The sequence below is a fragment of the Shewanella sp. SM55 genome (assembly GCF_025654025.1).
Classification (GTDB): Bacteria; Pseudomonadota; Gammaproteobacteria; order Enterobacterales; family Shewanellaceae; genus Shewanella; species Shewanella oncorhynchi.
The window spans coordinates 16,895-40,279 of the sequence record NZ_JAKKRS010000008.1; the positions used below are offsets into that span (position 1 = coordinate 16,895).

17 protein-coding genes and 2 pseudogenes are annotated in these 23,385 nt (G+C 45.8%); 7 read left to right on the forward strand and 12 right to left on the reverse strand.

Translation table 11 applies throughout. The features are described 5' to 3' along the window. Nucleotides 1-65: 65 nt before the first annotated feature. From L5L91_RS11595 to L5L91_RS11600, 3 genes and pseudogenes are all read left to right on the forward strand, one after another. A pseudogene (locus tag L5L91_RS11595) lies at nt 66-4,698 on the forward strand (PAS domain S-box protein); the annotation flags it as partial. An 83-nt stretch (nt 4,699-4,781) separates the two neighbouring features. Continuing rightward, nucleotides 4,782-5,393, forward strand: a pseudogene (locus L5L91_RS22735) (Hpt domain-containing protein); the annotation flags it as partial. 48 nt (nt 5,394-5,441) lie between these two features. After that, complete coding sequence (locus tag L5L91_RS11600) at nt 5,442-6,458, forward strand: two-component system response regulator (protein WP_028759378.1); 1,017 nt, start codon at nt 5,442-5,444, stop codon at nt 6,456-6,458. Nucleotides 6,459-6,546: 88 nt separating this feature from the next. Here L5L91_RS11600 and ygfZ read toward each other — a convergent pair whose 3' ends face one another. Beyond that, entirely contained in the window at nt 6,547-7,509 is a 963-nt protein-coding gene (gene ygfZ / locus L5L91_RS11605; protein WP_263236591.1) for a tRNA-modifying protein YgfZ, read from the reverse strand. Between the two features lie 154 nt (nt 7,510-7,663). Continuing rightward, nucleotides 7,664-8,893: a phosphoglycerate dehydrogenase gene (gene serA / locus L5L91_RS11610; protein WP_105251515.1), complete on the reverse strand. Its 1,230-nt coding sequence runs from the start codon at nt 8,891-8,893 to the stop codon at nt 7,664-7,666. A gap of 154 nt (nt 8,894-9,047) precedes the next feature. Here serA and L5L91_RS11615 point away from each other — a divergent pair, with 154 nt between their 5' ends. Both L5L91_RS11615 and L5L91_RS11620 read left to right on the forward strand, forming a co-directional pair. After that, nucleotides 9,048-9,656 (forward strand): DUF2238 domain-containing protein, encoded by a 609-nt coding sequence (locus L5L91_RS11615; RefSeq protein WP_168822493.1) that lies wholly within the window; start codon nt 9,048-9,050, stop codon nt 9,654-9,656. Nucleotides 9,657-10,050: 394 nt separating this feature from the next. Next, on the forward strand, nt 10,051-10,716 hold the full coding sequence (locus tag L5L91_RS11620; RefSeq protein WP_014611267.1) for a helix-turn-helix transcriptional regulator: 666 nt from the start codon (nt 10,051-10,053) through the stop codon (nt 10,714-10,716). Between the two features lie 174 nt (nt 10,717-10,890). Here the strand turns inward: L5L91_RS11620 and L5L91_RS11625 are convergent, their stop codons facing one another. The 10 genes from L5L91_RS11625 to sfsA all read right to left on the reverse strand — a co-directional run bounded on the left by L5L91_RS11625 (nt 10,891) and on the right by sfsA (nt 20,464). Further along, nucleotides 10,891-12,396: a curlin gene (locus L5L91_RS11625; protein ID WP_168822495.1), complete on the reverse strand. Its 1,506-nt coding sequence runs from the start codon at nt 12,394-12,396 to the stop codon at nt 10,891-10,893. A gap of 14 nt (nt 12,397-12,410) precedes the next feature. After that, nucleotides 12,411-12,830: a curlin gene (locus L5L91_RS11630; protein WP_263236594.1), complete on the reverse strand. Its 420-nt coding sequence runs from the start codon at nt 12,828-12,830 to the stop codon at nt 12,411-12,413. A 553-nt stretch (nt 12,831-13,383) separates the two neighbouring features. Next, a complete protein-coding gene (locus tag L5L91_RS11635; protein WP_168822497.1) occupies nt 13,384-13,911 on the reverse strand; it encodes a DUF4124 domain-containing protein in 528 nt (175 codons plus the stop codon). A gap of 389 nt (nt 13,912-14,300) precedes the next feature. Then, nucleotides 14,301-15,146: a pantoate--beta-alanine ligase gene (gene panC, locus L5L91_RS11640; protein ID WP_173246722.1), complete on the reverse strand. Its 846-nt coding sequence runs from the start codon at nt 15,144-15,146 to the stop codon at nt 14,301-14,303. Nucleotides 15,147-15,170: 24 nt separating this feature from the next. After that, the gene (panB, locus tag L5L91_RS11645) at nt 15,171-15,968 is read right to left on the reverse strand and encodes a 3-methyl-2-oxobutanoate hydroxymethyltransferase (RefSeq protein WP_263236600.1); all 798 of its coding nucleotides are present in this window, start codon (nt 15,966-15,968) and stop codon (nt 15,171-15,173) included. A 56-nt stretch (nt 15,969-16,024) separates the two neighbouring features. After that, complete coding sequence (gene folK, locus L5L91_RS11650) at nt 16,025-16,507, reverse strand: 2-amino-4-hydroxy-6-hydroxymethyldihydropteridine diphosphokinase (protein ID WP_263236603.1); 483 nt, start codon at nt 16,505-16,507, stop codon at nt 16,025-16,027. Next, nucleotides 16,507-18,042 (reverse strand): polynucleotide adenylyltransferase PcnB, encoded by a 1,536-nt coding sequence (locus tag L5L91_RS11655; RefSeq protein ID WP_263236606.1) that lies wholly within the window; start codon nt 18,040-18,042, stop codon nt 16,507-16,509. The genes folK and L5L91_RS11655 overlap by 1 nt, the downstream gene beginning before the upstream one ends. A 14-nt stretch (nt 18,043-18,056) precedes the next feature. Then, nucleotides 18,057-18,983, reverse strand: a complete 927-nt coding sequence (gene gluQRS, locus L5L91_RS11660) for a tRNA glutamyl-Q(34) synthetase GluQRS (protein WP_263236610.1) — start codon at nt 18,981-18,983, stop codon at nt 18,057-18,059. A 169-nt stretch (nt 18,984-19,152) separates the two neighbouring features. Further along, nucleotides 19,153-19,596: an RNA polymerase-binding protein DksA gene (dksA, locus tag L5L91_RS11665; protein WP_006082967.1), complete on the reverse strand. Its 444-nt coding sequence runs from the start codon at nt 19,594-19,596 to the stop codon at nt 19,153-19,155. Between the two features lie 163 nt (nt 19,597-19,759). Continuing rightward, nucleotides 19,760-20,464 (reverse strand): DNA/RNA nuclease SfsA, encoded by a 705-nt coding sequence (gene sfsA / locus L5L91_RS11670; RefSeq protein ID WP_263236612.1) that lies wholly within the window; start codon nt 20,462-20,464, stop codon nt 19,760-19,762. 188 nt (nt 20,465-20,652) lie between these two features. Between sfsA and pepB the strand changes: the two genes are divergently transcribed. Together pepB and L5L91_RS11680 are read left to right on the forward strand one after the other, a co-directional pair. Further along, the gene (gene pepB, locus L5L91_RS11675) at nt 20,653-21,945 is read left to right on the forward strand and encodes an aminopeptidase PepB (RefSeq protein ID WP_263236614.1); all 1,293 of its coding nucleotides are present in this window, start codon (nt 20,653-20,655) and stop codon (nt 21,943-21,945) included. A 177-nt stretch (nt 21,946-22,122) separates the two neighbouring features. Continuing rightward, complete coding sequence (locus tag L5L91_RS11680) at nt 22,123-22,632, forward strand: GNAT family N-acetyltransferase (RefSeq protein ID WP_263236617.1); 510 nt, start codon at nt 22,123-22,125, stop codon at nt 22,630-22,632. The last annotated feature ends 753 nt before the right edge of the window (nt 22,633-23,385 follow it).

Here is a 23,385-nt window from a genome sequence, read left to right on the forward strand (position 1 = left end):
GTTTACTTTATAAGTGCTATTTTTAAATGCAGTGCTTATAAAATCGAGGGCTTTAGGGCGACGCCATGGAAAAAAGTAAACTTCGTACTTTTCGCAGTAGAATTTTATCCCACATAGCCTTGCCTCTCATTTTAATTATGGCGAGTGTCTATGGTGTAAACGCTTGGTTTAGTTATATCTCTTCAGAGAATCGGCTTTACCATAGCCTGACTCAAGAGGCGAGTCATTCGGCTTCTCGTCTGCAGTTTCTGCTCGAGCATGCGCAGGCCAACACCCAAGGTCTTGCTGATTTTATTGGTTTTTTGTCAAGTAAAGAAGACATGAATGACACTGAGAGTGTTAAAAGTGTCTTGATGAATCGAGTCAAACGTCATCCTGATTTTTTTGGATCCGCAGTCGCATTTAAACCCAATACTTTTCCTAACCGCAAGCTATTTTCTCCCTATGTTTATCGCGATACAAGTGGTGGTAACGATTTACACTACCTCGATATTGGCGCTGAAGGCTACGACTATACCGATGGTACTTGGGATTGGTGGAGCAAGGCTATCAATCAAGCGAGCGGTTATTGGTCAAAGGCATACTTTGATGAGGGGGCAGGGAATATTCTGATGGTAACCTATTCGGCTCCTTTTGGTGAGGTAGGCAATTATTTTGGGGTTGCCACGGTTGATTTAGCCTTAGATGGATTGCCAAAACAATTGGGGATTGCACCAAATCGTCTGGTGGTTTTAGACGATCAAGGGCGGCTTATTTATCATATAGATAAAGAAAAAGTGCTGGCAACGACTTCAGCCCAGTGGCTCGATAAAAATAAAAATGCCGATTTTTGGACGCTACAGGATAAAAGGCTTGATGGTCAAACAAGGTTTGTTGATAACCAAGATGTTGTTTATCTTGCGAGTATTGCGACTGTCCCTCAATTAAAGTGGCGTGTGATTGTATTCGCGCCAGAACAAGATTTATTCAACTCCCTACTTGATGATCTAGCATCTATTATCCTCAATTTAAGTTTATTAACCCTCTTATTATTGCTGACCTGTTATCTGGCGGCGAAACGATTAACTCGGCCGTTAGAGCTACTCGAGTCGGGTATCTTGTCCTTTGGACAGGGTAAAGCTCAGCAGCTCATTGTACCTAAAGGTGCCGTGAGTGAAATAGTGACGCTGAGTACTACCTTCAATCAAATGGCGGAATTACTCGCAGAACGTGAACAAGCCATTCTTGATTCCCGTGGCAACCGCTTTGCGCGCCTAATTGATGGTATGAGCGATAAATCTTTCTATTGTTCCCTAGAACCTAATGGTCAACTCGCCCAAGTCAGTGAGGGGGTAACTAAGGTGTTGGGGATCTCACCTGATTTACTCAAGCGAAAATATCAAAGGCTCTTCTCGGCTAATCCCCTTAATGAGAAAAACTGGGAATATACCGATTTGGCCTTAAAGGGCCAAAATGTGCCTTCGCATCAAGTTGAAATGCTGGATGAAAAAGGGCATTTAAGAAGGCTCGATGTATTTATGCAGCCGTTATTATCAGATACGGGTGAGTTAATGTCGGTGGAGATGTTATTTACCGATGTTACTGAGCAGTTTTCAGCAGCAGTCTGGTCAAATGCCGTACTAGAAGCCGCTCCAGAGGCCATGCTCATTGTCGACGAACTTGGGAAAATCGTCTTTACTAACAGTCGCTGTCAGCAGCTCTTTGGATACGAATCGGGCGCTATGCTGGGTTTGCAGGTTGAGGCGTTATTGCCGCAAGAGTTAGGAAACGGGCATGTACTTGAGCGGCAAACATTCCTGCGCGAAGGCCGCGATAGAGGCATGGCAAATGCGCGTCATGTTCGGGCTTTAAAAGCCGATGGTAATGAATTTATTGCGGAAATAGCGCTGAGTATTCTTCCCCCTGCCTTTGATGGACAAAGGCAAGTGGCGGCTTCAATACGCGATATGACACAAAAACTGGCCGTTGAGCAGAAGATCCGTGATAGCGAACAGCGTTTTCGTGGCTTAGTGACTAATATTCCCGGCGCCGTTTATCGGACTCGTATCGGGGATGTATGGTTCATGGAATATATCAGTGACAATATTGCTGAGATTACGGGTTATGCAGCGAGTCAGTTTATTGAAAATCGCCAACGTACTTTTGCTTCGCTGATTTTAGAAGAGGATCGGCCTACATGTCATTTGCATATTGATAGAGCACTCGCGCAGCAAGAAACCTTTGAAGTGGAATATCGAATCCGCCATCGCGATGGCAGTGTGCGCTGGGTGCATGAGAAAGGTAAGGCAAGTTATACCGAAGAGGGCGTTCCACTTTGGTTCGACGGCAGTATTGATGACATCACAGAGAGTAAGCTTGCTATAGGGCAGTTGGAGGCTTCGCGCCTGCAATTGACCAATATTACAGAGTCTATTCCTTGTACTGTGTACCAATTGTTATGGCACTCGCCTACTGATCGCAGATTTACCTTTCTCTCTGGTGCGGCAATGAAAATGCTGGGGCTACATCGTGATGATCTTATTAGTAATTTTGACACCATCGCTGAGCGGATTTTTGATGACGAAAGGCCGGATGTCGTGCGAGCACTTTCGGGTAAGAGTGAAGATAGGTTTCAATGGATCCGCGAGTTTCGTTATCGCCATCCCAATGGCAGCATACGTTGGATGGAGGCGGGGGCGAGCGGCCATGTAGAAGAAGATGGCGCTATTACTTGGAATGGGTATGTAATGGACATTACCCAACGCAAGAGCATAGAACAAGAGTTAGCCCTCAGTGAAGCGCACTTTAAGGCACTGTTCGATGGTGCGACCATTGGTATCGTAAATGTGGATGTTAAAGGCGTTATCTTAGATTGTAATGACCAATTCTGTGCCGATATGGCGCGGTCACGGGAGAGTTTACGCAATACCGCAATTTTTGAGGTCCTTAGCGCGCAAGATAAGCATATTGCCAAGGCGCAATTTAAGGAATTGGTCGGTGGCAAAATTGACCATTATCGTGGCGAGAGAAGCTTTATTCGTCCTTCTGGTGCGCCTTTATGGATGACGGTCAATGTGTCGGCACTGTTAGATGCCCAAGGACAATTTGAATCGGCTGTGATCAGCATGGTCGATATGACAGAGCTTAAATTGCTCTCCGATGAACTGTTACTTGCCAAAGAGCAAGCCGATGCCGCCAGTAAAGCCAAAGGTGACTTCTTGGCGAATATGTCCCATGAAATACGCACCCCGATGAACGCCATTATCGGCATGTCGCAGCTGTGCTTACAGACCGAATTAGATAAAAAACAGAAAAACTATGTGGAGAAGATTGAGCGGGCATCGCAGTCTTTACTGTCTATTATCAATGACATTCTGGATTTCTCTAAGATTGAAGCGGGTAAGCTCGACATAGATTCAGTGCCATTTCAGCTCGATACTATGCTAGAAGATCTCAGCGATATGTTCTCTGAGAAAGCCGCCCACAAGCAGATTGAATTGTTATTTGCAGTCGCCCCTAACGTGCCGCGTTATTTATATGGTGATTCGCTACGCTTAGGTCAAGTGTTGATTAACTTGATGAATAACGCCATTAAATTCACCGAGCGGGGTGAAGTATTACTGTCGTTAAATCTTGTTGAACAGCAAGATGATGATGTCGTGCTGCGTTTTAGTGTGCGTGACAGCGGCATAGGCTTAACTGAGCAGCAGCAAGCAAAATTATTTAAATCCTTTACCCAAGCGGATACTTCAACCACCCGTAAATACGGTGGTACAGGCTTAGGCTTGGCTATTTGCAAGCAACTCGTTGAACTCATGGGGGGCAATATTGGTGTCGAAAGTCAATTTGGTCATGGCAGCACCTTCTATTTCACTGTGAAGTTACAAATTTCCGAGGGCCAAAAATTAGTGCTTGAGCAAGAGCTTGAGGGCATGTCTGTGCTGGTGGTAGATGATAACGCGACCGCCAGAGACATAATGCGTACAACGCTCGAAAGTATGGGCTTTAGAGTCGATACGGTTCGTTCAGGTGAAGAAGCAATAAGCCGCTGTTTACTGCAGACCTATGAAGTGGCATTAATCGATTGGAAAATGCCCAATATGGACGGGTTAGAAACCGCCCGCCAGATCCAACTACAGGCTAAGTCTCAGCCTAAGATCTTGATGGTATCCGCCCATGCTAATCATGAATTTATCACTCAAATTGAGCAATTAGCACTGGCGGGGTACATCAGTAAACCCATCAGCGCCTCACGCATGCTCGATGGCATAATGAATGCGATTGGCCGTGAAGGCATATTGCCAGTGAGACGCCGTACTGAAGAGCTGGCGCCACAGTTATTATTGCCACTTCAAGGGAAGCGTATCTTATTAGTGGAAGATAACGAGATGAATCTCGAAGTCGCCAGCGAGTTTTTAGAGCAAGTGGGGATTATTTTATCCATAGCGACCAATGGCCAAATTGCCTTAGATAAGCTATCCCAATAGCATTTCGATCTAGTGTTAATGGATTGCCAAATGCCGGTCATGGATGGTTATCAAGCCACTCAGGCGATAAGAAAAAGACCCGCGTTGGCAAATTTACCCGTCGTCGCCATGACGGCTAATGCGATGGCGGGCGATAGGGACATGTGCATCAGGGCGGGCATGAACGACCATATTGCCAAGCCCATAGAAGTGAATGTGCTTTATCAAACCCTATTGAAATACCTCGGATCTTCTTCTGGAATTTCTGCAGCGATAAGGGCAGAAGCCTCAACTCAGTTAACTTCGTCCAGCGCACAGGGTGAAGTCAGCAATGGCGCTGATCAAACGGTATTGCTCAAATGGCCAGAACACCCTGAGCTGGATATCGATAGAGGTTTGCAACTAGTACAGCATTCGACGCGTCTTTATCAACGAATCTTTGATCGTTTTGTGAGCAGTCAGCGTAATGTGGTGGAGCAGGTTCGCAAAGCCATCGCGGCGAATCAAGTCGAAGATGCCGTGCGTATCGCCCACACCCTTAAAGGCTTAGCGGGTAATTTAAGTTCGGCAAAGTTGGTGGAATTAGCGCGTTTGCTTGAGTTGCATTTAACAGAGAAAGCGCCCTATGAAGATGAATTGGTTCAAATTCAACCGCTAGTGGCCTCTATCTGCGATGCGATTGAACACGCCAAACCAGCAGCGGTAAATCAAGCCGAACCTCAAGCCGTTGATTTATTATCTGCTGAAGATTTAAGGGCGGCATTACAGGCCTTGCGGCAGAACTTAGATGATGCCGATGCCAGCGCAGTGGCAAAAATTGATGCCTTAAAGCCGAAGGTGAGTAGTGCGATGTGGCAAACATTAAGCCCCGCTTTATCTATGATTAACCAGTATCAGTTTGATGAGGCAATCGACTTAATTGACGATGTGATTACACAGTTAGGATAGAAAGCGGTAGCGCGAATTTATAATGCGTGACATTGAGTGGAGTTGTTAATGGAAAAAGCAACAATATTAGTCGTCGATGACACACCTGAGAATATCGATATTTTGATTGGTATTCTAGGTGATGATTACAAAGTCAAAGTGGCGATCGATGGGCCAAGGGCATTAGCGTTAGTGACAAAATCGCGGCCCGACTTAATTCTGCTCGATGTCATGATGCCAGGTATGAATGGCTATGAAGTCTGCAAGCTGCTAAAGCAAGAGCCGCTGACCAGCCATATTCCGGTGATCTTCGTGACCGCCTTATCTGAAATTGCTGATGAAGCCCAAGGTTTTGCATTGGGCGCGGTGGATTACATTACTAAGCCTGTCAGTGCGCCTGTCGTTAAAGCGCGGGTTAAAACGCATCTTGCGCTCTATGATCAAAAACGTCTACTCGAACAACAAGTTAAAGTTCGTACTCACGAATTAGAAGAAACCCGTTTCGAGATTATCCGTCGTCTTGGCCGTGCCGCTGAATACAAGGACAACGAGACGGGTCTACATGTTGTGCGTATGAGTCATTACGCCCGCATATTAGCGATAAAGCTCGGCTTACCGACAACCTTTTGTGACTTGATTTTTAATGCGGCGCCTATGCACGATATTGGTAAAATCGGTACACCCGATGCAGTGCTGAAAAAGCCTGGGAAACTTGATGCGCAGGAATGGGAAATTATGCAGCAGCACGCCGCCATAGGTGCAGAAATTATTGGTGAACATAGCGATCCGTTATTGCAAATGGCCCGTCGTATCGCCTTAACTCACCATGAGAAGTGGGATGGTTCAGGTTACCCCAATGGCTTGGTTGGCGAAGAAATCCCCCTTGAAGGGCGTATCACCGCGATTGCGGATGTGTTCGATGCGCTGACTTCGCAACGGCCTTATAAGCAGGCTTGGACGATTGAAGCGACTATGGAGCTATTTGAAAATCAAGCGGGAAAACATTTCGATCCTAAGCTGGTGGAGGAGTTCAAGCAAATCCTGCCAGAAGCAATTGCTATTCGAGATACTTATTTAGAAAATTAATGCTCGAAGTGCATTGACTAAGATAAAGGCGCCATTGGCGCCTTTATTCTGCTTCAATATTTTATACTAATCATATTAAATCAAAGTATTATGCTTCATCTAATGAGTAAGGCAGGGCTTGGATCGTTAAATGTGATTGTTCATCGTCGGCAAAACGTAGTTGAGTATCATTAGCCGTGTCATTAGGAAGTACGGCGGTTAACAAGACTTGGTTGCCGCGCTGTACAAACTCAATGATTTGACCGCCACGGCGAAAACTGTCTTCCATCGCGATTTCAAGGCCTGATGCTAGGTTGATTTGAAGATTGGTGTGACCGCGCAAAATATACAGGGCGCGTTTATTACCACCGCGATATTTCATTCGCGCTATGGTTTCTTGTCCCATGTAGCAGCCCTTGTTGAAGCTGATACCGTTAACCGCTTGTAGATTACACATCTGCGGTACGTACTGGCTGGCATGGCTGGCGGCAAGGTTGGGGTAACCTGCTGCAATCTCTAACGCTTGCCATGCACTGGCGTCAAATACACTCAGTTCCGATTGCGCAACTAAAGCTGCTGCGGCATCTGGTGTTAATACTAAAATAAAACGTTCAGCGTCTTTTAAAATCGCACCATTTTCAATGAGTGTGAGCTCTTGCTGAATGTCACCAAAATGTTTGTTCACGAATTGGCTTGCCTGTTCACCGGCAACCCCGAGCAGAGTCCATTCAGTGGATGCATTGCTTAAGGTGGCTTTACTAAACACGGCATATTTTTGTAACTGGGGTAAATCGACTTCGATGGCATCCTTTGGCATCAACATAAAGAGTGCATCTTGAATGGCAAAGGTTCTGAAACTGGCCAGCATTTTACCTTTAGGATCGCAATGGGCGCCCCAGCGCCATTGATCCGTGGCCAATGAGCTGATGTCTGTGGTCACTTGGCCATGGATAAAACTGCGGCCTTGTTCTCCAACGACTTTGATGAGGCCCAAATGAGATAAGTTGGTAAGCATAAGTGGAGGCAAGGTAGCGTCCAGATCCCAATGGGGCGTAGAAACTGAAATAGTCATAGCGAGATCCTGAAAATGAAGACGATGTGAGAGGCTAGATTGTAACGGAATTCCAGTTGGCTCAAAAGCATAAGGCGCACATATCTGTGAATGATCTGTGCGCCTTATTATGTGTGCTTTAGTCGATAGGCTTAAAGCGAGTGGAGTTTAAAGTTTAAAACAGCACGCGGGTACGTAATGTACCTTCAATGGCTTTGAGTTCAACTAAGGCTTCTTCCGCTTGAGTTGTGTCTACTTCCATCACGACATAACCAATTTCTGCGGTGGTCTGCAAATATTGGGCGGCGATGTTGATGCCTTTTTCCGAGAAGGCTTGGTTGATCTTGATCAACACGCCCGGACGGTTTTGGTGAATATGCAGCAAGCGCGAGGTGCCTTTATGCGTTGGTAATGACACTTCAGGGAAGTTAACCGCAGAAACGGTTGAGCCGTTGTCTGAGTATTTAGCGAGCTTACCCGCGACTTCGATACCAATGTTTTCTTGGGCTTCGGCCGTGCTACCGCCGACATGCGGCGTGAGTAGAACATTGTCTAAACCGCGTAGAGGACTGATAAATTCATCGTCATTCGATTGTGGTTCAACGGGGAATACATCGATTGCGGCACCTGCGAGGTGACGTTCTTTTAACGCAACGGTTAAAGCTTCAATATCGACTACAGTACCGCGTGATGCGTTGATAAAGATGCTGCCCTTTTTCATCGCCGCAAACTCGGCAGCGCCTATCATGTCTTTTGTTTGTGGAGTTTCAGGGACATGTAAGCTTACTACATCAGCTTGTGCTAATAGGAGTTCTAACGAATGGACTTGTTGTGCGTTACCTAGTGGCAGTTTGTCTTCGATATCGAAGAACACGACGCGCATACCTAAGGTTTCCGCCAGAATGCCAAGCTGAGTACCAATATGGCCGTAACCAATCACACCTAAGGTTTTACCACGCACTTCATAGCTGCCCGCTGCGGTTTTCATCCAGCCACCACGGTGAGCGATAGCGTTGCGTTCAGGGATACCCCGCATCAACATAATGATTTCGCCAATCACGAGTTCGGCAACACTGCGAGTGTTTGAGAATGGCGCGTTAAATACTGGGATACCAAGGGATTCGGCGGTGGCAAGGTCAACTTGGTTGGTTCCAATACAGAAACATCCTATCGCGATTAACTTCTCTGCACGTTTCAGCACCTCTGCAGTTAATTGGGTACGCGAACGAAGTCCCACAAAATGCGCATCTTTAATGGACTCAAGTAAGGCTTCATCGCTTAAGGAAGCTTTGTGGTATTCGATATTGGTGTATCCCGCACGTTCAAATACATCGACCGCAGATTGGTGGACGCCTTCCAACAGCAGGATCTTGATCTTATCCTTGTCCAGCGAATGTTTCGCCATGATATGGGTACCCTCTAATTAATAGAAATGTTTCTTATGATATGCTCACAACCTTCACCCACCAAAGTAGCACTTTTTTTGCTCAGTGTGGAGGGCTAGATGGCTAAAGTTAATATTCTAAATTTAGAACAATATCGCATAAGAGGAAGAAACATTGAATAACAAAATCGCATGGTGCGGTATTTACCTCTCAGTTTTGGTGTGGTCGGCGATAAAACCCGCAGATCCTTTCACATGGTGGCTCGAAGCCTTACCTGCATTGATTGCTGTACCGATTTTATTCTTTACTCGCAAACGTTTTCCACTGACACCTTTAGTGTATTTTCTCGTCTTAATACACTGCTGTGTGTTGTTTGTAGGCGCTCATTATACTTACGCTGAAGTGCCGTTATTTGACATGATTGCCGATTGGATGGGTTCAGAACGTAATAATTACGATAAAGTGGGTCATTTTGCGCAAGGTTTTATCCCAGCCATGCTCGCCCGTGAAATTATGTTGCGTAATCAAGCTGTCAAACCTGGGGCTTGGTGCGCGTTTCTTGCTACTTGTTTTGTGCTCGCATTTTCGGCGTTTTATGAACTGATCGAATGGTGGGTTGCCGTGGCAACCGGCGAAGGGGCTGAAGCCTTTTTAGGGACTCAAGGCTATGTATGGGATACCCAATCCGACATGTTTCTTGCCCTCATTGGCGCAATTGTCGCGTTAGCTTTACTGTCTCGTTTTCAAGATAAACAAATCGCGAGACTCAAGCAGAGGATTTAGCGGCTAAAAGTGGGTGATGCTCTCTGTTTGAGTTGTAAGACTTTCTTCCCTGAAATATATGGTGTGAGTGTGATGACATTGAGTTGTCATACTTTAGTGTTGTTATTGTGTTTTCTTTGTGTTGCAACTTTGGATTGATAACGTCATAGTTGGAAAGTATTAGGTGCTGGGCGTTGGCCAAGTAAAACGGTATTTTTGACTGTTATTCCATTTTATTGTGGTGAGTTAGTCGAACCTACTAGCATTAAACAGGGAATAGTACATTTGGGTGATGTTTTTCAATCGTTAACTAGTCAGAATTAACTAGGTTAATGGAATGTTGAAAAATCTAACTAAAAAGACGAGTCAAACATACCATTTTGCAATAGAGAATACTTTTCAGGGAGGAGAGTCATTGAGCACAATTAATGAATTGGTTTTTTTACACCAAATGGCCGCGCCATGTCATTTAGCGTTACTTGCTGAATCCATAGGTTTGAAAACGCGTATAGTAAAGCATGCGGCAGAACTGGATTTAGACAAGAGTCGCCGTAGTTTTTATCTGATCACCCAAAAAGGTTCAGCATTAGATAACAAAGGGATACCTCTGTTAGCTTCGCGATTAGTGTCACATTTTCCTGTGGCGCTGTATCAAGTTGAGCGAGACTCCTTAGACCAAGAATCTGCAATGTTACTCGGCATTCGAGGTATTTTATTTGCCGATCAACGTATGGATCTGATGTTAACGGGTTTACGTAAAATGGTGGCAGAGGAACTTTGGTACGATAGAACTTTGCTAAGCAAAATGTTTCGCCGTGTCGTACAAAAGTTAGAAGGTAATAATGAAATGCCCTCTGATACTGTGGCTATGCTGCAGATGCTGACATCCCGTGAACGCACTATCATTCAATTCGTATCGAGTGGTGCGAGGAATAAAGAAATCGCTCATAGGTTATGTATCAGCGAACATACAGTGAAGGCGCATATTTCTTCTATTTTCCGCAAGACCCAGTCTCGTAATCGGGTTGAGCTTTTACGTTGGGCGCAAACCTATCAAACTCACTTTGAGCTGTGCAGTTAGTCAGTTAAAGATATTGGTCGTTAGCTTTTCGCTTTGAGTGGTTAATGTTAATGATTACTAGCATATCAACATAGAAAAGCGGGAATGTTTATTTAAACATTCCCGCTTTTTGTTTAACACCCTTTTTATAAACCACCACCAAAGAGTTTAGCTGTGGTGGTTTAACAGTATTGACTAGTATTGCACTACAGTGGCAACGTTCATATTGCCTGATTGGTTCACGTTGATGCTGTTGTTAGTGCCCGCTTGAGAACCTAACACTAAGTTGTCATTACCCGTTTGAGTGATTGACAGGCTGTTATTGTCACCGCTAACGCCAAATGAATTTGAAGCAAATGAAGTGTCGTTATCGCCGCCTACCCAGTTACCGTTACCTGATTGAGTAATTTGCGCGGTGTTTTCATCACCTTCAATAATCAGGTCAATAACGTTAAGATCGCCACTTTGAAGTGCGCTGACATCGGCATTGTTGTTGCCAGCAACAGAAATCAATGTTTCGTTCTCAGCGCCATCTTGCTCAACATCAACTTCGTTATCGCTACCCACGGCATCTACATAAGCAAAGTTCTCATCGCCTTCTTGGCTAACTTCAATACTGTTATCTTCACCATCAGCGAAGGCAATGATTTCGTTGTTATCGCCTTTAGAAGATAAATCGAAGTCATTATCTGTACCGTATGCACCAAAGGTTGCGAAGTTCGCATCGCCTTTTTGTTTCAAGTCAACGTCGTTGCTATCGCCCCATACTTGGAACTCTGCACCGTTGACATCGCCTTTTTGAGTGATAGTAATATCGTTATCATCACCTTGGATATCGGCCACTAAAGTATCACCGATAGTGTTGCCGCTGCCATTTTGGGTAATATCGACACTGTTGTCATCACCCGTAGTCATAGCAAGATAAGCCGTGTTGCCGGTACCTTTTTGATCCATTGAAATATCGTTTTTGCTGCCCGCCAGTGCGTAAACGAAGCCTACATGGTTATCACCCTTTTGGACCATGTCTACTTTGTTGTTGTCGCCTGCAATACCCTTAGCCGCGCCAAAGTTGTTGTTACCCGCTTGATTAACAGAAACGTCGTTGTTGTTACCCACGTTAGCGGTTAAGTCGAGAGCGATTAAACCCGCTTGGTTGTTGTCACCGATTTGTGTGATTTTACCGTCGTTGTTGCTGCCTTCAACGCGAAAAACTGCAAAGTTAGCATCGCCTTCTTGCTCAACAAACACGCTGTTTTCAGCGCCAGTGATTTCAACTTGGCTTTCGTTGACTTCGCCTAATTGGTTAACGAATACCGTGTTATCGTTGCCAGTAACATCGCTACTGCTTTGGTTAAAGAAACCATCTTGCGACACATTTACATTGTTGTTGTCACCTACAACATTTGCACTTGCCACATGCCAGTCAACTTGTTGCGTTATTTGGACCTTGTTATCATCACCCGTTGAATTAATAGCCGCTTCATGCCACACACCGTCTTGGATGACGGTTGCGGTTTGATCTGTACCTGTTTGCACAACCGCAGCAGCGTTAAGGCCACCCGTTTGTGAGACTAAAGTGTCTTGGGCTTGGCCTGACTGTACTACGCTAATTTCGCTCACTGTACTGGCAGCAAAAGCTTGACCGCTTAAACCTGTTGCAATGGCCAAAGCAATAAGTGATTTTTTAGCTTGTGATTTCATGTGACGCTCCCTGTTTAATATTGAGTTATTGAGATTGCAGCACCGTCCGCAATCTGTTGAATCGAAAAGTTGCCGCTTCCTAGTTGGTTCAGTTGCACGAGATTGTCATTGCCAATTTGTGTCACTGAAGCCGTATTTTGACTGCCGACTTGCAGTAGTTGGACTTCATTGTTTGAACCAATCTGTGTGATTAGCGCATCGTTATCATTGCCCACTTGTGTTACATCGGCCTTGTTATCGCTGCCTGACTGGAACAGTAATCCTTGGTTGGCAGTGCCTTGTTGAACCAGCTCGATAAGGTTATCGCGACCGGAACGTTCCAGTAATGCCTGAAGGGTTACGGGTAACTCGTTGACATTCAGCTCTTGTGCTGAAGTCATACAACTACAGAGCAAGATCAGCGGCGCCAAAAAGCGTATAGAGGTATTTGGCACGGGTGACTCCTTGCATCAAATATCTTGGGCTGCTTAAAGCAACTTGCATCCCAAATTCAGACCTGAAGATACGAGTCCCGTTAATATGTCGCAATTGGCCAAACGGGTATTTATTCTAGAAAGGATTAACGGAAGGTAAATGATAGCTGTATTTATATCGTATTGATTAAATAGATTTTATATGTTTATTGACGTGTTTTTATTTAAGGGGTCTAATCTAGTTGTCCTAGTAGTTAAGTCGTATTTGTTGTGAAGCGAGTATTTGATTTTTAAACAATGCAATAACAAGTGAAGGGAAATACATTGACTATCGCGTTTACATTTTCTTGATAAAAAAGTACGCGTTTGTGCCAGCGAGAAACTGCTGAGGAGTTTAATTAACTGTAGCAACCTATGTCATTTACCCTGTGTGCAACAACAGGCTTCTTGTCCTTGCGGTAATGAATCCTAGGTTAAACAAAGGGACATTACTGTGAGCGGAAGATTAACCATTATTATGATTGAATTTCTTAATCGGGTAGAGAGAAGATTAATACTACCGTCTTATGCGAGATCAGTGCTTTTCTGGTTTTTTTAACTCTTCATGGAATGCTTCGGTACTGATTTGGCTTTTACGGTCTTCCAGTTGTTGCATCGCACTGTTATTACTCACAGTTAACGCATTGAAGCGAGTATTGATATCGTCCATTTCGTTAATGTATTCAGGATCGGTTTTCTCTTTATTTTGCCAATAACGTTTACGTTCTAATTTCTGCAATTCACTGGCGCGCAGAATTTCAAAATAGCTATTTTCCTGCTTAAGACGATATATCTCGCCGTCGAGTAACTGCAATAATTTTTCTTTAGAAATGGTTCGACTATTCAGTAGAGTGTGTAAGGGATCGACAGGAATGTCTCTTTTATCAGAGTCTACTTCAGTCGTTATCCCTAACTGGTATTCGATTTTATGTTGGCTAAATTCCTGCGGGCAAGCGGTTTGGCTAAAGACAATTTTGTCATCTTTACGGCATTTATAAATGGTATTTGCCTGTATTGCAGTGGGCAAAATAACACAAATTAGGGTGAGTATCAGTCTTGCCATGAGGCCACAAATCCTTTGTACACTTGCATAGCTATTATGATTTAATTGTTTGATTAAGCATGATAAATAATGATTATGACGTTTACATTATTATGCCTTTATAACTGTTTTTATTAGGCTTAACCGGCTGTTAAGCCCAATAAATTAAAGGATTAGCCATACATCATTATAAGGTCAAATTCACTCGTCAATGTCTGCCGCTAATCATTTACCTTAAATTAACATCTGCATCATACTATGGCGTAAATTTAGGGATAAAACCAGTTTTTTGACGCTTCAAATTTTTGGCGCTGAGATTGATTCTAAAGAAGAAAATAGCTTCTGGTCGATCATTGGATAAATAAAAAGGAGCGACTGCTCCTTTTTATTTATTGATAACGCTTAAGAGATTAGCGATCGAACCTTAAGTTGTCGATAAGTCGCGCTTTACCTATATAGGCGGCGGCCAAAATGACTAAGGTTTGGTCTTGGCTCTGCGCTTTCTCAAGCGTGTGGGCATGACGAATTTCCAGATAATCCGGCGTAAAGCCCGCCGCCACTAAACTGATTTTCGCTTGCTCGGTGACAGCATCAACACTCTGACCTTGTTTGATCCCTGCAGCCATAGCATCTATCGCCTGTTTTAATGCTGGTGCAGCGGCTTTTTCTGCGGCGGTGAGATAACCATTGCGCGAACTCATGGCTAAACCTGAGTCCTCACGTATGGTATCAACACCGATAATCTCAATCGGTAATGACAAGTCTTCAACCATAGTTTCAATGACTAATAGCTGTTGATAGTCTTTATTGCCAAAGAGTGCCACATCGGGCTGTACTATGTTGAATAGTTTACAGACGATAGTCGCAACGCCTCGAAAATGCCCCGGACGGCTAGCGCCGCAGAGCAGATCTGAAATACCTGGTACTTCAACATAGGTTTGTTGCGCTAAGCCCTTGGGATACATCACGGCTGGCGTTGGGGTAAACAGCAACTCAGCGCCAGCGGCGGTGAGGGCTTCACTGTCGGCGGCGAGTGTGCGTGGGTAGGCATCGAGATCTTCGTTCTGGCCAAATTGCATTGGATTGACGAAAATCGATACCACCACATGATCACAACGTTTAGCCGCTTCTTTCACTAAGGTGATGTGTCCCCGATGGAGATTGCCCATGGTCGGCACAAAGGCGACAGTTTCGCCCTTGGCACGCCATGCACGCACTTGAGTGCGAATATCATCAATATGGGCGCTAGTGATCATTGAGCCTTACCTTGCATAAATCTGTTATTTGTTAAAAGTGTGTTCTTCGCCAGGAAAAGTTCCTTGGACAACTTCGTCGATATAAGCACGTACCGCAGAACGAATTTCACCGGTTTGTTTTAGGTAGTTTTTCGAGAAACGTGGAATGTAACCACTTGAAATACCTAACACATCATGCATCACCAAGATTTGTCCATCAGTCGATGCACCTGCGCCAATTCCAATGACTGGAATCGTTAAGGCTTGAGTGATCGCCGCAGCGAGTGGTGCAGGGATACATTCCACTACGAGTAGTTGAGCTCCCGCGGCTTCTAAAGCCTTAGCTTCGTCGAGGATGCGCTGGGCATTTTCGGCATCGCGGCCTTGCACTTTAAAACCACCAAACACATGAACCGACTGAGGCGTTAAGCCTAAGTGGGCACATACAGGAATACCGCGTTCGGTGAGCTTAGTGACGGTTTCGAGTAACCAGTGTCCGCCTTCGACTTTGACCATGTTTGCGCCAGCTTGCATTAACTCAGTGGCGTTGACCATGGCTTGTTCTGGCGTGGCGTAACTCATAAAGGGCATATCGGCGATCAGCAGGGCACGTTCGATACCGCGACGAACACAGCGAGTATGGTAAGCGATTTCTGCAGTAGTGACGGGCAGGGTATCGTCATGGCCTTGGAGAACCATTCCCAAAGAATCGCCGACCAGCAGCACATCGACACCTTCGCTATCGAACGCGCTGGCAAAACTGGCATCATAGGCTGTCAGTGCCGTGAATTTTCTACCTTCCTGTTTGTATTTCAACAGGGTTGAGCTAGTAATTTTAGACATATGGATGATCTTCAAACCAAATAGAAGTGGTGTTATAAGCTAACTGAGGACGGACTTCAATGATCAATGCCCAGTTGTTGTAACTCGGCCAACATTTTTGTATCGATAAGACTGTCGATGGCAGTGTTGCACGGCAGAATCAGATCCGGTGCAATTGCGGCTAAAGGCACGAGCACAAAGCTGCGCGTTTTCATGCCGTAGTGGGGCACTTTGAGTCTAGGAATATCAATGTTCTCATTACCATACAAGAGTAAATCGAGATCTAAGGTTCTAGGCCCCCAACGCTCTAGGCGGATTCGTCCTTGGGTGTTTTCAATATGCTGCAGTGCATCGAGTAAAGCTAATGGCGCAAGATCAGTATCGAAACTCGCTACCGCATTCACATAATCGGGTTGCACGACATCGCCCATGGGCGTCGAATGGTAATAGGGAGAAACGACGAGACTATTGCCTAAGGCGGACAATGCCGTCACGGCATTGTCCAATTGAGCCTTGGGATCTTCAAGATTTGCGCCTAATGCGACGTAGACGCGGGGCATTATTCAGCCGTTTTAACTTTAGGTGTGCCACTCGCTTTAGGTGCGCTCGTCGGCGCTGAACCATCGGCATTCGGTGCACGAGGACGGCGACGACGTTGGGTGGCATTACGGTTGCGGTTTGGCGATTTACTGCCGCTACGCGCTATGGCTAAACGTTCTGTTTCATCGGCTTCGACAAATTGTTGCCACCAAGCGGCACTTTTAGCGACATTACCCGCTTCGACTTCGCCCCTGAGTAAGAGTAAATCGTATGCGGCTCTAAACTTAGGATGCTCCATCAGTTTAAAGGCGCGGGTGCCTTGGCTACGATCAAAGCGTAACTGCAACTGCCAAATGTCTTTTGCCGGCGTACTAAAACGGCGCGGAATACTAATGGTTTGGCATTGCTGCTCCATCACATCGCCCATGGCGGCAAAGAAGGCATCGTATAACGTCAGGCCACTTTCAACCGCGATATCTTCGGCGCGTTGACGCAGTGGATACCAGAGAAGCGCAGCATAGAAGAATGAAGGTGTGACCGGCTTATCTTCGTTAACTCTTTGATCTGTGCTCTTCATGATGGCTTGCACCATTTTCATGGTCGTACCTTTAGGATCATCTTTCAGCAGTGCCGCCACTTGCGGAAACAGCGGTGCGAATAGCTTGTATTCTTGCATCAGTTCGAAGTTGGCTAAGGCTTTACCTGCAAAGAAGAGTTTTAACACTTCTTCGTACATACGTGCTGCCGGAATATCTTTTAGCAGCGGCGCTAATTGTTTAATCGGCGCGGCTGTGACGGTTTCGATACCCATGTTGAGTTTAGTGGCGAAACGCACTGCCCTTAACATACGCACCGGATCTTCACGGTAACGGGTTTCTGGATCGCCAATTAATCTTAGGGTGCCCGCTTTGAGATCGGCCATACCGCCGCCATAGCTGCGAATCGAGTAATCGCTGATATCGTAATAGAGGGCATTGACGGTAAAGTCGCGGCGCTCGGCATCTTCATCGATTTCGCCATAGACGTTATCGCGCAGCAAACGCCCTTCGGCATTGGCTTTAGAGACTTTCTCATTACTTTCGCCATGGTGACCACGGAAGGTGGCGACTTCAATCACATCGCGGCCGAAAACAATGTGCGCTAAGCGGAAACGGCGACCGACAACACGGCAATTACGGAATAATTTTTTGATTTCTTCCGGTGTTGCATTGGTCACTATGTCGAAATCTTTAGGCTCAATCCCTAAGAGTAAATCGCGTACACCGCCGCCGACTAAATAGGCTTTAAAGCCAGATTTATTCAGTCTGTATAATACCTTAAGGGCATTCTCGCTGATTTGTTTGCGCGAGATGGTATGGGCATCTCTTGGTACTAACTCTAAACTCAAAGCACCGGAACTTTGTTCAGGTGTTGTTGGTTCAATCTGAGCTGGAGTCGGAGCGGTCGTTTTAGGCGCGTCTTCAAATAGCTGTTTGCAGAATTGGCTGATACGGCGAAAAATGGGACACCTCGAAATATGATCTGTTATTTGATTAAATAATCTGGCGGCTATCATATACCAAATGCGGCCTAATGAGTATAACAGGGCTCGATCAGTATCTCAGATTGTTGCGGTATAGTGGATAATTGAAACTGATCCACGGCTTGAGCGAGCATTTGCGCCACAGAGCCGCGGGTTTCGACGGGTGTTTGGCCTAAAAATGCCAGTGCCGCATTGAGGCTCGCCTGTGGATTAAGTGTATCAATTGCCTGTGCATGATTCTGTTTTGAGAGCTTAAAGCCTTTACTTATGCAGGCGAGTGGCAAGTGCAGCCATTGCGGTGCGGCTAAACCAAAGCTTTGATACAAACTCAGTTGGCGACAACTGGCCTCGATTAAGTCGCAGCCTCGAACCACTTCGGTGACCCCTTGATAAGCATCGTCGAGTACTACGGCCAATTGATAGGCGTACAGACCATCACTGCGTTTGATGATGAAATCCTCTGCGGCAAAATGGCTATCAACGCAAATATGGCCCATTAGATTGTCATCAAATTCTTGCACTTGCGCCGTGTTGACGATTCGCACCGCACCCAACCTAACAAGATTTGCAGACTGGGTTTGTGGCAATCGGTGGCAGCGGCCATCGTAGACGCCGCCCATGGCTTGAATTTGCTTGCGACTACATTGGCAGAAATAGGCTTTATCTTGGGCGAGCAGCGAGTCAATTTGCGCTTGATAAGCCACTGTGCGCTGGCTTTGATACAGAGGCACATCATCCCACTCAAATCCATAGGCTTCTAAGGTGCGTAAGATATCATCGGCGGCGCCTTTGACTTCCCGCGGTGGGTCTATATCTTCGATGCGAATTAGCCATTTACCCTGTAGCGAGCGTGCGCGCAGATAGCTGCCAAGGGCGGCGATAAGCGAGCCAAAGTGCAAGGCACCCGAAGGCGAAGGCGCAAAGCGGCCGACATAGGGCTGGCTGGATAAATAGGAATGTAATGGCTTTGACATAACAACTAGATGGCGTTTTAAAGTCGCGACGGTAAAAGTGGATGTATTTTAGAGGGATGCTAAGAGAAAAGCGAATCGGGGTAAATTGGAGTGAGCTTGGCTTAAGCTCGTCGAGTTTACGAGTTGCTAGAAACAAATAGGCGGGGAAATCCCCGCCCAGTATGCTTGATTAACCAGCCATTTGTTTCTCTTTGATCTCTGCAAGCGTTTTACAGTCGATGCATTGATCGGCTGTTGGACGCGCTTCGAGACGGCGGATGCCGATTTCGATACCGCAAGAATCACAGAAGCCGAAATCGTCTTCTTCAATTTTTTGCAGTGTTTTTTCGATTTTTTTGATCAGCTTACGTTCTCTATCGCGAGCACGAAGTTCGAGGCTGAACTCTTCTTCTTGTGCTGCACGGTCAACAGGATCGGGAAAGTTTGCGGCTTCGTCCTGCATGTGGCTAAGAGTACGGTCGACCTCTTCACGCAACTGATTGCGCCAAGCTTCAAGAATTGTCTTGAAGTGACCCAGTTGCTTAGCGTTCATATACTCCTCACCCGGCTTTTCCTGGTAAGGATTTACACCTGCGATAGCGAGTACGCCAAGTTTTTTGGTGCCTTCAGGCATAACGCATCTCCTGTAATCATTTGCGTTTGTAGGGCGTCCTTAAGAACGGCCGCTATCTATAGCAGAATCTTCACATCGAGGCAAACTTTTCATTCTGCTTTGATTGAATTTTTTGACTATGTTCGCTAATTCAAATGAAATCAAATTTAACTCAGCCTTAACATCATACTCGTACATCGCAGGCTTGGGCTAGGTGAATCTCTGTAGGGGAGATTTTACAGCGATAGGCTAGCACTTCAACGCCGGCTAACACAGCCATTTTCAGTAACTTAGCATATTCAGGGTCGATATGTGCTGCGGGGGCAACACTGAATATTTCACTATGCTGCACCACAAATAGCAATACGGCTCGATAGCCTTGACTCACCATGAGCATCAATTCACGTAAATGTTTTTGACCGCGTAGGCTCACAGCATCGGGAAAATAACCTTGGCCATCCTCGAGCAAAGTACAACTTTTGACTTCTATATAACAGGCGGGTTTTTGAGCACCCTGTAGCAGGATATCGATGCGACTATTTTCATCACCGTATTTGACTTCACGGCTGAGGCTATCATAACCCGCGAGCTCCTTGATGATATCTTTATTGATGGCTTCTTCGGCTAAGGTGTTCGCCTGACCCGAGTGGATCCCGATTAAGCCAGCATCTGGCGTGGTCATCAGTTCCCATGTATGGGCGTACTTACGTTTAGGGTTATCAGAGGTAGAAAACCATACGGTTTCACCGGGATACAGGCAATTACGCATAGAGCCGGTATTGGGGCAATGTAGGGTGATCTCACTGCCATCGCTTAGCTGCACATCGGCCAGAAAACGCTTATAGCGGCGCAATAAAATGCCCTGTTGTAGTGGCGGTGTAAATTCCATAGGTATACCTATCTCGGCTGTTCTAGGTCGCAAAGCCTAGCAAATTTCGCAAATGTTTACAGATTTTACCTGAGTAACTTCAGCCAATCGCTTTGCGTCATCGCCTGCTAGCAGTAAACTGCCGCCATAAAGTTTGTTCTGATTGCTGATTGATTGTTCTAAAACGAATCGAAAAATAAGGATCCCTAATGAGTGAACTAAAAGTAACTGAATTGATGAAAGTGCAATTAACCAAAGAAGCACCCGCCGCGCACTGGGGCAAGGCTGATGTGACTTATACTGCCGACGGTGCGCAAATTCATTTAGCGGGTGGCGATGAGCTGCGTCAAATTCAAATGGCGGCCCGTAAACTGCGCAATCAAGGTATTAGCTGTGTGGAATTAGCTGGGCAGTTTTGGGACCTCAATAGCCAGTGGGTGTTTGCCCAAGGTTTCGCGACGGCAAAACCAGGCTATCAAATCCATTGGTGTGGTGATGAGTCAGTGCAAGCAGAATTGCAACGTCGACTCGATGTGGCGACTTTTGCCCGTCAACTGATCAACGATACGCCTGAGAACCTGTCGCCAGTGAAACTCGCCCAGCAAGCCGCAAAATGGTTGGCTGAGGTTGGTGGCGACAAGGTGAGTTATCGGATTATCGAAGGTGAAGCGCTGCTGGAAGAACAGTGGATTGGTATCCATGCCGTCGGTCGCGGCAGTGAGCGTCCACCGGCAATGTTAGAGTTAGACTTCAACCCATTAGCCGCCGATGCACCTGTGTCTGTGGCGCTTGTGGGTAAAGGGATTACCTTTGATTCTGGCGGCTACAGCATCAAAGCCTCTGAAGGCATGTTAGGCATGAAATGCGATATGGGCGGCGCGGCGACTGTGACTGCAGCACTTGGTTTAGCGATCAAATCTGGCCTCAACAAACGCGTTAAACTCTTCTTATGTTGTGCTGAAAACTTGATCAGCGGTCGCGCCTATAAGTTAGGTGACATTCTGACCTACAAAAATGGTGTAACAGTTGAAGTGGTGAACACGGATGCGGAAGGGCGCTTAGTGTTGGCCGATGGCCTACAAGCTGCTTCTGCGACAGGCGCACCTTTTATTATCGATGCAGCGACCCTTACAGGCGCCGCTGTGATGGCAGTGGGTTCTAACTACAACGCGATTTTCTCGCCACAGGCGGATGTGTTGCAACTGGCCCAGCAAAAAGCCACTAGCGTTGCCGAGCGCGTATGGCCGCTGCCGCTGGATCCTTGGCACAAAGAAATGTGTCCATCTGCCTATGCTGACACCGCCAACAGCCGCGCAATGAAAGGCGGTGGTGCAGGTGGTGCTTCTAATGCTGCTGGTTTCTTATGGCGTTTCGTGTCACCCGAAGCTAAATGGTTACACGTTGATTTAGCAGGCGCTTTTGAAGATTCAGCTTCTGCCATGTGGGGCGCGGGTGCAACAACCCACGGCGTATTGACCATTAGTGAATTGATTAAAGGCTAAGCCAAGCGCTAAGACTAAATCAGATATGTTAGCTAAGATCCATTAAGATTCTGTAGCTTTGATTAAAACCGCCTACGGGCGGTTTTTTATTGGTTGAAAGATGAGAACACTCGTTTACTTGGCGTTTTAGCGGCTTCATGGCATGTTATGGCTGAGCATTTTTAATAGGGAAACATGATGATAACTATACGAAAAGCAACGAAAGCGGATGCTCAGGCCTGCTGGGATATCCGCAATGCGGCGATCAATAAGGGCTGCGCTGGATTTTATGATGCGGGCGATCTGGTGATTTGGACCGAGGGCGAACTGACCGAGCAATTTAGCCGTATCGTCGATGCACATTTTTATGTGGCAGAGTTGTCCTCTGACGAGTCGCAGCTTAAGACTGTGGTCGGCACTGCCATGTTGGATGAACCCTATGCCCAGTTAGAAGCCTTGTTTGTTTCCCCCAATGCTATGGGGTTAGGAGTTGGTAAAGTGCTGCTGCAATTTATTGAAACTATGGCTTTTAATCAGGGGATTGCCCAGCTCAGATTAGAATCAACTTTAAATGCGGTGGATTTCTATCGCCACTGTGGTTTTGGTGGTGAGGGTTTAGAGGAGGAATCTATCTACTGTTCGCCCAGAGGAATAGCCTTAGAGTGCATGGTGATGTATAAAAATCTAGGACGGTCTTTGGTCTGCTAGGGCGTTGCTTCGCAACTGCTAGAACGTCGCGTCGCGTTGCGGCTACGGATAACGGCATGCAGCAAACTGCTACAGAACGTCACTTTGTGACTCACGATTTACGGAACAGGCTTTGCCCTTTCGGTAAGTGCAGCGTTCTATGAGTGAGTTTACGAACGTTCTGTTTTCCTAGAATCTAAAGCCTAGAACCTATTTTCTGAGAGGTTGCTGACATACTCAATGGAATCAAGAGATCAAGTATGAATGTGGAATGAACTCTGAAGATTTAGAGTTTAAGATAAGGTTGCTGGCATATTCGAGGGAATCAACAGATCAAGCATAGATGTGGAATTTATTCTTCATATAAGGTTGCTGACATACTCAAGGAAATCAACAGATCAAGTATGGATGTGGAATTAACTCTGAAGATTTAGAGTTTAAGATAAGGTTGCTGACATACTTAAGGTAATCAATATATCAAGCATGGATGCGGAATTAACTTATATAGTTTCGTTAAAAAGGTTGCTGACATATTCGAGGGAATCAACAGATCAATCATAGATGTGGAATTCATTCTTCATAAAAGGTTGCTGACATACTCAAGGGAATCAAGAGATCAAGCATGGATGCGGAATTAACTTATATAGTTTCGTTAAAAAGGTTGCTGACATACTCAAGGAAATCAACAGATCAAGATGGGGGAATTAACTCCCAAGAGTATGCCAACTATCGTTCTTTCGCCTGAAATCCCGATGCCGACAAGATTAGCGCTAG